The following is a 13,707-nucleotide window of genomic DNA, read 5'->3' on the forward strand; positions in this document are numbered from 1 at the left end:
AGCAGAAACTTTAAAATAGATACCAATTGATAGAATACTAGGAACCCACATAGCGGTAAAAACACCTTGCTCCTTGTATCCGTTAAACCATAGGTATCCGGATAAGCAAAAAGAGATCAAAGCAGCCAATAAAATAAAAAAGTCGGAAGCCTTTAACATTGATTTATCCGTCATTTTTTTGTCGAAATTAAAAAATTCAACTCATCTGTCGCTAAACATACTTATGTTTTTACAGAAATAGGTATAGCTAACATCCAATAATATTGAATGTTAGCGCTGTTATATTCGGCAACCCTACCAATGGAATATCATCTACTCTTGGGTTAAAAACCAAGAAACCCTATCTAGGATGCCAATCTATAGTTTCAACACGATGAGCACGATTCGATAAAGGACTGCAGACAGGATAGCTTATGAGAATAAAATACAAGTGGGAATTAGCGCCCATGAAGAGCAGCATAAGTTTCGTTTTCTTGCCAGACCCTAAGTAAGTTTCCGCCAAGGATCTTTTTAATGTCTTCTTCACTATAACCTCGTTCCAGAAGACCGAAAACAAGATTTGGATATTCTGAAACATCCTTCAGACCAACAGGGAGGCTATCACCAACACCATAAAAGTCTGAGCCTATTCCTATATGGTCAACACCCACCAAGTTGCGAATATGATCAAAGTGATCAAGAACATCGTCTAAATCAGCATAGACAAACTTATCTTTATGTAAATACTTTGTGTATTCTTCAACTCTGGAGCTTTCTTTGCTCAGATTACCTTCACTCATGTAACGTTCAACCAAAGCAGCTATTGACGCCTGAGAAGACCGTGATTTAGCACTGATAAAGGTAGATCCAAAATTCATCATAATCAGTCCACCCTGTTCTGCAAGAGCAATAATCATTTCATCACTCATATTACGCTCAAAACCCGGGGTGAAATGTCTGGCCGAAGAATGCGAGGCTATTACTGGGGCTGAAGAAACTTCCATAACCTGCCAAAAGGCCTCATCGGAAACATGAGACACGTCAATCATAATACCTAGAGTATTCATTTCACCGACCAATTTCTTGCCAAATTCACTCAATCCTTTCCAGGGACGTGAATCATCATAAGAGGAGTCAGAAATATGATTGCTCTTAGAATGGGTAAGGGTTATATAGCGAACTCCCCGATTATAGAAATACTTCAAATTTTCTAAGCTCCCCTCAATAGCCGCGCCATTTTCCATTCCTAGAGGAAGAGAGATTTTACCTTGCTCAACTTGTTCTCTTAGTTCATCTAAGGATTTAGGAATAGCAAATTTATTGGGATGAATGGCCACCAAATCCTCGATGCAATCAATCAGCTGATCTGCATAATCCTTTGCCGTGCCATCTGTCTCTTTCTCGGCAGGGATATATATCGACATGAAAGGCGCATTTAAGCCCCCAATTTTAGCCCTGGGAAAATCAAAATCCCCACTTTCAGTGCTTATGCCAACGTCTACGCTTTCTTGCAAAATTCTATAGGGTACATCGATATGGCCATCAACTAAAATGCTCTCCTGAGTCAATTTTATCGCAAGATTTCTACGATCTTCCTCGTTAGAATTGTCACAAGCCACTATAAATATAATAAGAATAATTATGGTTTTTCTCATTGCGCTTACCTTAATTATTAAATCTTAATCCCAAGATAATTTAGGGAGAAATATAGTAATTATATATAAAATAGGATAAGTTTTTTTGAGGAAACTTAAGATTTTATATTACTAATATCATTTTCAGATAATTGTCAGCTTTAACCAGGAAGAGGGTAAGGTAAAATCAGCATATGAAGTACATTAACTCCCCAATGGGTCAATAGACAAAGCCAAAAATTTCTACGTAAATACCATAGAATCGAGTAGCAGAAAGAAGCCAAGCTAAGCAATATCAGCGCTGCCGGTTCTGCAGACCAACCTATGTGGAGCAAAACGAATATCACCGTGACGATTGGCACAGAAACCCATCGCCAGCTGGCAAACGTCTCCTCTAACCCCCTTTGTAATAACCAACGAAAAAAACCTTCTTCACTGATGCATACAATTAAGAGATTTATAAAAGCAGCGACAACTATCGCAAATGAAAACTTTATCGATAATCCATATAATGCCAAACCAACAGTGACAGGTATAATAATAGCTAAAGATAGATAAGCTAAGTCTATACGCATTAATGTTTGTTTCTGGCGTAACATGAAAGCAAGTAAAGAAATAGCTATTATTGCTTTACCGCTACTGAAACTTGCATATATCAAATTTCCTGAACTATCCGAATATGGGTCTAGGATTTGAATGCGCTCACTACCAGGAATGACATTAAAACCCGAGACCAACATAAAAATTATACAAGTAATAAATAAAGCAACTCGCTTCCAGCCACAGCTCGTTTCAAGTGCGGTTAAAGAAATCCAGATAAGAGGAGCAAGAAATCCAGCCCAGCCAAAAGGAATAATACATAAAGATAAAAGAAAGGGGGCGCCCCAAATTGCGTTGGAACGATCTGGCAAACTTACCTTATCAACGATTTTTGGCTGCACTTTACTTCCTTACTTCAAAATAAACATAAGTCTGTTGATTTAACAGGGAGACACATCAATCTAACAGTTAACCATCAAAAGTAGCTCGAATGGAACGATACGTGAGCTTCATCTTTGCAGGGTCATGAGGAGCTTTGAAAAAAGCATGATAGTGCCCAAGCGGGTTTATCAACACCACTTGAGATCCGTGATCCACGGTATATTCACCATTATCTAAATTTACCTTGTTAAAAGGAATATTTAGCTGGCTTGCAAATCGCTTTATTTCTATAAAATTGCCAGTAATGCCGCGAAAATCTTTATTAAAATAGCGAACATAATCATGTAGGATCTGCGGCTCATCTCTAGCTGGATCAACTGTTACTAAAATGACATTAGTATCAACACGAACATCTTCATCCAGCATTTGATAAAAACTATTAAGACTAGAAAGGGTTGTGGGGCAGACATCAGGACAGTGACTAAAACCAAAGAAGACTAGTGTCCATTGACCTTTCAAACTGCTTGTTTCAAATACATCGCCACTATCTTCTATCAGTTTGAAATTATCCAAAACTCTAGCTCGCTGCAATTTAACAGCGCCATTTAATCTTAGTTCCGAATCACTAATTATCCTTGGCTGGCTTAATTTATGGACAAAACCAACCAATACTGCCGCAATAAACATCAATAAAATGGCAATTGTAATACGAATACCACGTTTTTGACGCTGTTCCAGCGTTAATTCTACTTCTCGATAATTACTATTTCTCATCGTTTCATACCGCTATAAAATAGTGATCCAGCAACATAATGCAAAAAAGTGCCATTAAATAAATGATGGAATATTTAAAGGTTTCTATACCGGCATTTGAATCTCGTCCCCGAAGCATTACCAAGCTCCAATAGACAAAACCTAGGCCGAGGACAATCGCACCAAGAAGATAGAGCCAACCCAACATAGCTGTCGCAAAAGGCAACAAACTAACCGCAAATAAAATAAATGTATAAAGTAATATGTGAAGGTTGGTGTATGGCACGCCATGGGTAACTGGAAGCATGGGAACTTTTGCCCTGGCATAATCTTCCCTTCTATGTACAGCTAAGGCCCAAAAATGTGGTGGTGTCCAGGCAAATATAATCAACACTAATAACAAAGCGTGTGGATGGATTTCATTGGTAACGGCTGTCCAGCCCAGCAGGGGAGGTGCTGCACCTGCAAGACCTCCGATAACAATATTCTGTGGGGTAGCATGTTTTAAGAACATGGTATAAATAACAGCATAACCAATCAGCGATATCAGTGTTAACCAGGCGGTTAATATATTCACAAATATCATTAATACTGCCATGCCAAGAATGCCCAACAGCAGAGAAAATATAATTGCTTTGCGCGGTTCAACTCTTCCTCTTGCAACTGGCCGATTGCTCGTACGTGCCATTTTTGTATCAATGTAACGATCCACCAGGTGATTAACTGCTGCTGCACTACCAGCACAAAGGGCGATTCCCAAGTTCCCCCATATTAGAATACTAAAAGGTACCATTCCAGGAACAGCCAATAACATGCCAATCAATGATGTGAGAATCATCAGCATCACGACTCTTGGTTTTGTGAGCTCGTAATAATCACGCCAGTTATTTGAATTTAGTTCAGCAGTTTGTATGGCCATAATATTATTGTTTCCTAATTCTTCCTTGTTAAGGATATTGACTACCACATATTGCCAGTCAATATTGGTTTGTTTGGTTTATTATTTGTTTTATATATATTTTCACTTATCTCAATAGGCTTTGCTGAGTAAATACGATAGCAAAACGTTATAGTGCCTAATAATAGAAGAGCCGCACCGGCATTGTGCGCAACTGCAATTGGAAGTGGAAGAAACATTACAATATTTGCAATACCCAAACCTACCTGCAGCGCGATTAGTGTACTCAATACTATTGCCCAACGGCGTGAGCCCGCTCTCCAAGTAAGGAATGACAGAGTAAGAACCATGACAGTTACTAGTAATGCACCAAAACGATGACTCAAGTGAATAGCAGTGCGTGCATCGCTCTCCAATGCTCCACCCAAATAATTAGGGCCAATTTTCTGGAAGATATTAAATCCTGCTTCAAAATCAGCCTGGGGTAACCATTGCCCATGACAGGTGGGGAAATCAGGGCATGCTAGCGCAGCATAGTTAGAACTAGTCCAGCCACCCAGTGCAATCTGTAGTGCTATTGTGAGTGCAGTCAATATAGCAAGAGGTAATAATTTATGAAGAGTTTGATATTTTCTATTTTGAGCAGGGTCCTCTCCATGTCTCATCCTTTCCGTAAGTAACCACAATATCGAAAGAGTCGCCATACCGCCCAGTAAGTGTGCGGTAACTACCTGGGGCCAAAGTTTCAAGGTTACAGTCCACATACCAAAGGCCGCTTGCATAATAATTAGGGCCATCAAGCTAAGTGTATGTTTATAAGTTCGCTGTTTTGATCTGTTCCACGATAAATAAACCAGAAAAATCACTAATAACAATAGAGTTCCCGCAAAATATCTATGCACCATTTCTGGCCAGGTTTTATTATTGTCCACTGGCGCATCCGGATATGCATGATTAGCAGCCTGGATCTCATGAGATTCATCTGGCCAAGTAAGGTGGCCATAACAGCCTGGCCAGTCAGGACAACCCAACCCGGCATCTGCTAGTCTGGTAAATGCACCCAAAACAACCACAACTATAGCTAGGGCACATCCACCTAAGGCTAACTTTAAACGCCAACCATAACGTGTACCTATTACTTGATTATTATCTCTATTTTTTGATGAATCCATGTCATTCTCCATTATTTCTCATAGGAGTACTTCAATAAGCGTTTAATATCTTTCAGAAGCTGATTTCCGCTGTGTTGATTGTCATAGACCATCATAGCGAAACCCTCTTGATCTATAAGTACTGCCTTGGTATCAGAGATATTTTGGTGCGCGGTTAACTCATGTAGAGTGTTAATACTATTTTTATTCAACCGTAAAATTTTAAGACGGGGATGATCTATTTTTAATTTTTCTTGTTTCTCATGGGTTATAGATTCATCAGTTACCAAGAGACGCTCGACTCTATTGGCTTTTTCTCCTAAGCGAATATGAACCTGACGGCTTGTATATAAGAGATTTTCACATTCCTCGTTACAATCTGAACCACTTAAAATTAAGTATCGCCATTTTGGGGAGGCATTACCGACCAAAGAAACTTCCTCTCCAAGTGAAATAACTTTTATTTTATTAAAATTAATTGGTGGTTGCAGTAATTCACCTTGATTAATTGTTCCTGACGGTATTCCCAATCCTGTATAAAAAACTATGTAGGCCGCAACCATTGGTAATAGTACGGAGGCTACAATAGAGATGCCTTGTAATTTTCTTAAAGTAAAAAATTTATTTTCTTCTCTAGGAACTAGCAGATCAGAGGAAGTTTCTCTATTTTCCATCATTATACCCCTAAGTATTTCTATTTATTTTGTTTCTATAAAAGCTTACAAAGTTGGTAGCCGTAAAAAACCAAAGAATAAGTAATGCTATTGCCATAGCAAACCATTGAATCGCATAGGCCATGTGACGGTCGGCGTTACTATTAAACAATATCCAATCTGTCACTAAAGATGACTCTGAATCAGCGCTGAGTCGAATAACCCACGCTTTATTACTTAAACCCAAACTATTAGTGAATTCTCTATTTATAGCTTGTATTCTTTGATGAGCTGATTTTTCTTTGTCGGTCAGATTGTCTGTGTACTCAACAGGATATATATATCCCAGGATCGTTATTTCACCACTGGGATAATTAATCTCTGGGTTAATATCCCTGCTTCTTGGAAGCGGAATCCAACCTCGATTTACCAACCAGCGTTGGCTCCCAGAGATAAATATTTGTAGAACTTCGTAGCCTACATGACCTTGACGAGTGCGATTATCTAATAAAAAATACTTACTAGAATATTTCCCGGTCAAAATTACGGGAAGAAAACGCTTTAATTCTATTTCAACCTTTGGGTTTACTGGCTGAGCTGACATTCTCTCATCAACTTCTAAGCTTATAGCCTGCTTAGTCTCAGCTCGATTTATCTGCCAAAACCCCAGTAACACGAAAATTGGTACTAGTCCTATTGAAAACAAGGTTATAGGCCAGTTACGGATCAGTGATACACTGGTATTTTCTGCAGAAACTGATGGTATATCTACTGTCATGCGCTACTACATAAAATAATGGAAAATAATTACATGTGGCTCAAAATTGTTATAGTGGTTCTTTTTCTCTCGGTACTGGTAAGCCTTTCAAGTGCTTTGTTTTTTCTCTTGCGAGATATGGGTGCCCCACAGTCTAAGCGTACTCTCTACGCACTAGGTATCAGGATTTCGCTCGCAGCACTTCTTTTGCTGGCAATATGGTATGGGTTTGAAAGTGGTATTTTGGCTAACAGCGCTCCCTGGACGGATAAATATTAATTACACAATCCCCAAAGAGACTCCACTTTGGGGATTGTGTTGTTTAATTAATAGTTAAGCCCCAAGGACATATACAAATATAAACAACCCAACCCAGACAACATCCACAAAATGCCAGTACCAACTCGCAGCCTCGAAACCAAAGTGATCGTTAGGCTTAAAATGCTGAGCGATAACGGAGCGAAGTAACATTATCAGCAACATAATAGTTCCCAAGGTCACATGAGCCCCATGGAACCCCGTCAACATAAAAAAGGTTGTGCCATAAACGCCTGATTCCAGAGTAAGTCCAAGATGTTGATATGCTTCGTAATATTCTTTTGCCTGTAGGTATAGAAATAGAGCCCCAAGAATAACTGTCCCTGCTAGCCATAAATTAAATTTTGCACGTTCTCCTCTTTTGAGGAATACATGGGCAAAGTGGACTGTGACACTAGAAGATAACAGAATAATTGTATTCCAAAGGGGTAGATGCCATGGATCAATAACATCTTTGGGCCCAACAAATTTGGCAGTATCACCATGTGCTGCAGCATCCGGTGTTACATAGAGGGGCCAGCTATTCTCGAACCCCTCCCATAGCATATTAGATATTCCCCTTTCTCCTTCCCCTGCGAGCCAAGGTACAGAAAAATTCCTTATGTAATAAAGGGCGCCAAAAAATGCGGCAAAGAACATAACCTCAGAGAAAATAAACCAACCCATACCCCAAACATAAGAGCGCTTCAATTGTTCACTATTTAAGCCTGCCATATTTTCCCTAATCACCGCGGTAAACCAAAACCATAAGACAGAAGCTAAGGTCAGGGCACCGGTAAAGAAAATATAAGAGCTTCCACCATTGATCCAGTTTGCGGCACCAAAGGCAATCAAAAACAAACCGATAGTGGCAAAAATTGGCAGCCTAGATTGCTCAGGAACATAGTAACTGCTTTCACTAGCCATATTTTTTATCCCTCTCGCGCGGATTCAGCATTATTCTTATCGATATTTTTAGAAATTCTTTCCGTAACATCGAACAGCGTGTAGGAAAGGGTTATGGTATTTACACTGCTTGGTATCTCGGGATCTACGATAAATCGCAGTGGTAACTCTGCCTCTTCTCCCGCTTTTAAGATTTGTTGATTAAAACAAAAGCACTCGGTTTTATGAAAGTATTCAGCGGCTTTAAAGGGAACCAAGCTTGGAATTGCCTGCCCAACCATATCTCTTTCGGTAGGGTTAAAAGCGAGAAATACGGTATCCATGACCTCACCAGGATGAACTTCCACGGACATTACACTAGGTGCGAACTCCCAAGGCATGTTGCCATTATTACTCGCAACAAACTGAACGGTGATAGATCTACTGGTATCAATAGCAGCTGGAATTGCTTCATATCGTCCACCGGTTTTACCATTGAGTCCGGTTACTTCACAGAAAGCATCGTACAGTGGCGGCATTACAAAAATGGCGAATACCAACATGCTGGCGGCGAGCACCAGCAATTTCGCAGAAACTTTTGTGTTTTCGCTTAATTTCATCAGTATCTCTACCAGAAATTAACGAACAACCGGTGGTGTGCTGAAAGTATGGTATGGAGCCGGTGATGGCACTGTCCATTCCAATCCCTGTGGATTATCCCATACCTGCTCTGTTGCCTTCCTTCCCCCCATTACTGTACGCACAACATTGAAGAGAAATACCACTTGAGCGGCACCGAACAGAAACGCCCCCATACTTGCCATTTGGTTGAAATCGGCAAACTGCAAAGCATAATCAGGAATTCTTCTCGGCATGCCGGCCAGACCGACAAAATGCATGGGGAAGAAGGTTAAATTCAGACCGATAAAAGCCAGCCAGAAGTGTACTTTCCCCATGGTTTCGTTGTACATATTTCCCGTCCACTTGGGAAGCCAGTAATAAACCCCCGCGGTAATGGAGAAAATAGCACCAGGGACCAGCACATAATGGAAATGCGCAACCACAAAGTAAGTGTCATGATATTGGAAATCCGCTGGAGCAATGGCCAACATCAACCCTGAGAAACCGCCAATGGCAAAAAGAATGATAAAGGCTATTGCGAACAGCATGGGAGTTTCAAATGTCATTGAGCCACGAAACATTGTGGAAACCCAATTGAAGATTTTTACTCCGGTTGGTACAGAAATCAGCATGGTGGCATACATAAAGAACAGCTCACCGGCGATTGGCATCCCCACTGTAAACATATGGTGGGCCCACACGATCAAGCTTAGGAACGCAATTGCGGCCGTTGCATAGACCATAGAGCTATAACCAAATAATGGCTTACGTGCAAAAGTGGGAATGATTGCCGAAATAATACCAAATGCCGGCAGAATCATGATGTATACCTCTGGATGCCCAAAGAACCAAAAAACATGCTGGAACAGAACTGGATCACCACCACCTGCAGCACTAAAGAAACTGGTACCAAAATGAATATCCATCAGCATCATGGTTACCACACCCGCTAGTACCGGCATTACCGCGATCAGAAGGTAGGCTGTTATCAACCAGGTCCAGACGAAGAGTGGCATTTTCATTAAAGTCATGCCCGGGGCACGCATGTTCAGAATGGTAGCGATGATATTAATCGCCCCCATAATCGAGGATGCTCCAAGGATATGAATGGAAAATATAAAAAAGGTAACACTAGGGGGAGCATATTCAGTCGACAATGGAGCATAGAAGGTCCAGCCAAAGTTTGGCGCCCCCCCCTCCATAAAGAGGGTCGATGCCAACATTGTGAACCCAAAAGGTAAAATCCAAAAACTCCAATTATTCATTCGCGGCAGTGCCATATCCGGTGCACCGATCATCATCGGTATCATCCAGTTGGCTAGCCCGACAAATGCCGGCATTACTGCGCCAAAGACCATGATCAGTCCATGCATGGTCGTCATTTGATTAAAAAATTCCGGCTTTACTATCTGTAGCCCTGGTTCAAAAAGTTCGGCGCGAATAATAAGCGCCATACAACCGCCCATAAAAAACATTGCAAAACTAAACCACAAATACAGGGTGCCGATATCCTTGTGGTTTGTTGTGTAAAGCCAGCGTTTTAAGCCGGATTGTGGCCCGTGTGCCATGCTAAAGTCCCCCAGCGCTTACTGCTTATTCTTAAAATTAAGGATGTCAACGGGCTGAACCGTATCGCCCATCTCATTACCGAAGGCATTGCGTTGATAGGTTATCACCGCGGCAATATCCACTTCAGACAACTGCTCACCAAATGCCTGCATTGCAGGATTTACCTGAGATCCAGCTATGACAATGTTGAGATGATTATTCAAAGGGCCCGTTGCAATTTTTGATCCAGCAATTGCTGGAAATACACCGGGGACACCCTTGCCATTTGGTTGGTGACAGGCTGCACATACATTGTTGTAAACCTTTTCCCCCTGGGCGAAAAGTTCATCAAATGTAAATGTTTTCCCTGTGAGTTCACGCATTTTAACCGCTGAGGCAACACGTCCATCGAGCCATGCATTGTACTCATCCTGAGGGACAGCCTTTACAACAATCGGCATAAAACCATGATCTTTACCGCAGAGTTCTGCACATTGACCCCGATAAATGCCCGGCTCCTCAATGCGAGTCCAAGATTCATTAATAAAACCCGGTATCGCATCTTTTTTTACTGCAAGATCGGGTACCCACCAAGCATGAATCACATCATTTGCCGTAATTAGAAAACGGATTTTTTTCTTTATGGGTACAACCAAAGGTTCATCAACTTCCAGGAGATAGTTAGGATTCTTGGGTTGTTCATTATTTATTTGCGTACGCGGAGTAGAGAGGTTTGAGAAAAAAGTAACATCAGATCCGATATAGTCGTATTTCCACTTCCACTGATAACCGGTAATCATGATATCCAGATCCGCTTTATCGGTATCATAAATATCATAAAGGGTTTTGCTTGCAGGAATAGCCATTAGGATCAAGATAGCGGTGGGAATGATTGTCCACACCAACTCCACCGCTGTACTTTCATGGAACTGTGCCGCTTTGTAGCCCTTGCTTTTTCGATGACGCCACATACTGTAAAACATGACCCCAAATACAAGGACACCAATAGCTACACAGATCCAAAAAATCAGCATGTGTAGTTCATAGGTAGTTTGGGCAACTTCCGTCACCCCTTTGGGCATATTGACCCCCCAGCGCTCAACAGCCTGCTCTTCCGCCAGTACGAACTGAGCGGATAGCGAAGCGGCTAGCAAGGCGAACAGCCGATCAAAGCCTCTCAACATCGCCTACAGATCTCCGTGGTTGCGGGTTTCCATAGGAATCCCGAATTTTATTTTGGCCGCCGGCCTTCACGGATAACTGAAATTGCCCTGTCAGCCTGATGTTACAGGGTTAATTCCACTCGTAATTTGTGGACATACTGTAGTATCACAAGACTACATACACTGGGCGAGGAGACATCCCCGCAATACTGCTTTCAGTGCAACTCGTTATTTTTAGTAAAAAAATTTTTACTTCAGATGTCGCTGCCCGGAAGGTACAACCAACAACCTGTGTTTCTTTATTTGTCGCAACTACTGCAGGTACAACAGGAACATATTGCCGATGAAAAGTCAATCAGGCTATATAGCGATAAATTATGCTCAGCCCTGCTTAGCTTATAGAAAATTTCAAATATATTTTATCAAAATTAAGTGATATCTATCCTAGCCTGGCTCTATGACAGGTTCTTTTGTCGCGATACGATTAAATTATGAAAAAAAGATTAATAGCGCGGTACTTCATTAGAATTTTTACCCTCGTACCATTGTATTTCTTCTTTGAAAATATTCAGATCTCCTCATTGAATTCATCTTCCGCATCACCCTCTCCATCAATCTAAAAATTGAACAATAAGGTATAATCGACAGCTTAGTGACAAATGAAAATTACGCCAAAAAAGCCTTAAACCTTTTTGTGATTCAGATTTAACAAGCGTATTCGTCACTCGATCTTCTTGTTTTTTCTTGGCGATAGAAATCTCAATCTCACCTGAAACCTCTTAATGATTAACCCTATTAAGTAACCCCATGAATTACCGACATGCCGTGCAAAAAAACCTGGGACGGGTCTGGAATCTTGCTTGGCCTATGGTCCTCAGCAATATTTCAGTTCCATTATTGGGGGCTGTTGATACCGCTATCCTTGGTCATCTCTCTTCAGCCGTTTACCTCTCAGGAGTTGCCATTGGCGCAAGTGTAATGTCGATGCTCCTCTGGGCTTTCGGCTTTCTACGAATGGGTACTACGGGAATCGTGGCCCGCAGCAAGGATGGCGGTGTTGAATGGTTATTACGAGCAGTGCTATTGGCATTAGTCTTAGGAGTTCTGCTACAAGTCACAGCCTACACCTTAATAAGTAACATTGTCAGCTGGATGAATGCCAGTAGCGATGCCAGTCCACATGCAACGGCTTATTTACAAATTCGCCTAATCAGTGCTCCCGTAGCCTTGGTGAACTTCGCCTTACTTGGTTTCTTTATTGGCCGGCAGGATAGTCGAGCACCCTTATATATTTTGCTTGTAGCTAACCTGTTAAATATTAGTTTGGATTTTCTCTTCATTCTAGGTTTTGGGCTTGGGGCGAAAGGCGCTGCGATAGCCACTGTCTGTGCAGATTTCTTTGCTTTGGTGATGGGTTTATCCTTACTAACTCGTGTGAATATCAGAATTTGGGAAGATATTGTCACTCACTTACGCGCCCCTCAATTTCGACCATGGGTGGAAAGGGAGCCATGGCTTGGGTTACTCCATATCAATACCGATTTATTTATTCGCACTTGCTTACTGTTATTAACCCTAACGTTTTTTACTGCCCAGGGTGCTGCACAAGGGGACTCTGTGCTGGCAGCAAATGCCATATTATTGCAACTATTGATGATGACTTCTTATGCATTGGATGGCTTTGCCCATGCTACCGAAGCATTAGTTGGTGAATCTATAGGGAAACAATCTAATAAACTATTTCAAGAAACCGTTTATGCAGCTGGGATATGGGCATTGGGGAGCGCAGCTCTTCTTACCTTATTGTTGATAACAGGCAAGCCTATCATTATCAAGTTATTTACTGATCTCCCTAATGTTATCCTAGAGATAAATAAAATCTACTGGTGGTTATGTGCCCTACCGCTATTGGCTGTATGGAGCTACCAACTCGATGGTGTATTTATTGGCGCAGGAAAAAGCCGACAAATGCGCGATACGATGTTTATTGCCACAATACTCATATTTTTTCCCAGTTGGTGGCTAACCCAGGGCTGGGGCAATCATGGCATCTGGTTCAGCCTTTTTTTGTGGATTTCCGCACGATCTTCTGGACTTATTTTTTATTATCGGTACTACACTATAAACGATTCTTGGATAACGAAATAATTTTTGCTCATAGTGTAAGTAACCTAGAAAGAACCTAAACCTGCATCTTTATTAGTAAGCCTATAAAGATGGTATCCAGAGATTTTATTGATATATTTATATCTATAACTTGATATTAAAATTGCTTGATCAGTGGGGAAAAACATTTTATCGAAAAATAATAAATACTACATCATCATACAATTATCGAATTTTAGATCTAATTATTAATAAGAGTGTTTTATAGCAATATCAATTACGCGAAGTAATAAATTTAGAAAGATAAAAACTATAATCTCAGGATGGTTGATACTGAGCGG

The 13,707-nt window shown here is 41.0% G+C and carries 13 protein-coding genes; 2 read left to right on the forward strand and 11 right to left on the reverse strand.

Annotated features, from left to right (window positions below):
* Positions 1-437 precede the first annotated feature (437 nt).
* The 7 genes from LC073_RS04100 to LC073_RS04130 all read right to left on the reverse strand — a co-directional run bounded on the left by LC073_RS04100 (position 438) and on the right by LC073_RS04130 (position 6,767).
* Positions 438-1,634: a dipeptidase gene (locus LC073_RS04100; RefSeq protein WP_226643788.1), complete on the reverse strand. Its 1,197-nt coding sequence runs from the start codon at positions 1,632-1,634 to the stop codon at positions 438-440.
* A gap of 140 nt (positions 1,635-1,774) precedes the next feature.
* On the reverse strand, positions 1,775-2,554 hold the full coding sequence (locus LC073_RS21795; protein WP_226643790.1) for a CPBP family intramembrane glutamic endopeptidase: 780 nt from the start codon (positions 2,552-2,554) through the stop codon (positions 1,775-1,777).
* A 67-nt stretch (positions 2,555-2,621) separates the two neighbouring features.
* Positions 2,622-3,308, reverse strand: a complete 687-nt coding sequence (locus LC073_RS04110) for an SCO family protein (protein WP_226643792.1) — start codon at positions 3,306-3,308, stop codon at positions 2,622-2,624.
* A 4-nt stretch (positions 3,309-3,312) separates the two neighbouring features.
* Positions 3,313-4,206, reverse strand: a complete 894-nt coding sequence (cyoE, locus tag LC073_RS04115) for a heme o synthase (protein WP_226643794.1) — start codon at positions 4,204-4,206, stop codon at positions 3,313-3,315.
* 41 nt (positions 4,207-4,247) lie between these two features.
* Positions 4,248-5,357, reverse strand: a complete 1,110-nt coding sequence (locus LC073_RS04120; RefSeq protein WP_226643796.1) for a COX15/CtaA family protein — start codon at positions 5,355-5,357, stop codon at positions 4,248-4,250.
* An 11-nt stretch (positions 5,358-5,368) separates the two neighbouring features.
* Complete coding sequence (locus LC073_RS04125) at positions 5,369-6,010, reverse strand: hypothetical protein (protein WP_226643798.1); 642 nt, start codon at positions 6,008-6,010, stop codon at positions 5,369-5,371.
* A gap of 10 nt (positions 6,011-6,020) precedes the next feature.
* Positions 6,021-6,767: an SURF1 family protein gene (locus LC073_RS04130; RefSeq protein WP_226643800.1), complete on the reverse strand. Its 747-nt coding sequence runs from the start codon at positions 6,765-6,767 to the stop codon at positions 6,021-6,023.
* A 33-nt stretch (positions 6,768-6,800) separates the two neighbouring features.
* Between LC073_RS04130 and LC073_RS04135 the strand changes: the two genes are divergently transcribed.
* Positions 6,801-7,025: a DUF2909 domain-containing protein gene (locus LC073_RS04135; protein WP_226643801.1), complete on the forward strand. Its 225-nt coding sequence runs from the start codon at positions 6,801-6,803 to the stop codon at positions 7,023-7,025.
* Between the two features lie 54 nt (positions 7,026-7,079).
* Here the strand turns inward: LC073_RS04135 and LC073_RS04140 are convergent, their stop codons facing one another.
* The 4 genes from LC073_RS04140 to coxB are packed head-to-tail and all read right to left on the reverse strand — an operon-like array spanning position 7,080 to position 11,281.
* On the reverse strand, positions 7,080-7,970 hold the full coding sequence (locus tag LC073_RS04140) for a cytochrome c oxidase subunit 3 (RefSeq protein ID WP_226643802.1): 891 nt from the start codon (positions 7,968-7,970) through the stop codon (positions 7,080-7,082).
* A gap of 5 nt (positions 7,971-7,975) precedes the next feature.
* Positions 7,976-8,548: a cytochrome c oxidase assembly protein gene (locus LC073_RS04145; RefSeq protein ID WP_226643803.1), complete on the reverse strand. Its 573-nt coding sequence runs from the start codon at positions 8,546-8,548 to the stop codon at positions 7,976-7,978.
* Positions 8,549-8,566: 18 nt separating this feature from the next.
* Positions 8,567-10,117 (reverse strand): cytochrome c oxidase subunit I, encoded by a 1,551-nt coding sequence (gene ctaD, locus LC073_RS04150; protein ID WP_226643804.1) that lies wholly within the window; start codon positions 10,115-10,117, stop codon positions 8,567-8,569.
* 18 nt (positions 10,118-10,135) lie between these two features.
* Positions 10,136-11,281 carry a cytochrome c oxidase subunit II gene (gene coxB, locus LC073_RS04155; protein ID WP_226643805.1) on the reverse strand — a complete coding sequence of 382 codons (1,146 nt, stop codon included), beginning with the start codon at positions 11,279-11,281 and terminating at the stop codon, positions 10,136-10,138.
* A 786-nt stretch (positions 11,282-12,067) separates the two neighbouring features.
* Between coxB and LC073_RS04160 the strand changes: the two genes are divergently transcribed.
* Positions 12,068-13,408, forward strand: a complete 1,341-nt coding sequence (locus tag LC073_RS04160) for an MATE family efflux transporter (protein WP_226643806.1) — start codon at positions 12,068-12,070, stop codon at positions 13,406-13,408.
* Positions 13,409-13,707: the final 299 nt, after the last annotated feature.

It is taken from the genome of Microbulbifer variabilis (genome assembly GCF_020524905.1).
Classification (GTDB): Bacteria; Pseudomonadota; Gammaproteobacteria; order Pseudomonadales; family Cellvibrionaceae; genus Microbulbifer; species Microbulbifer variabilis_A.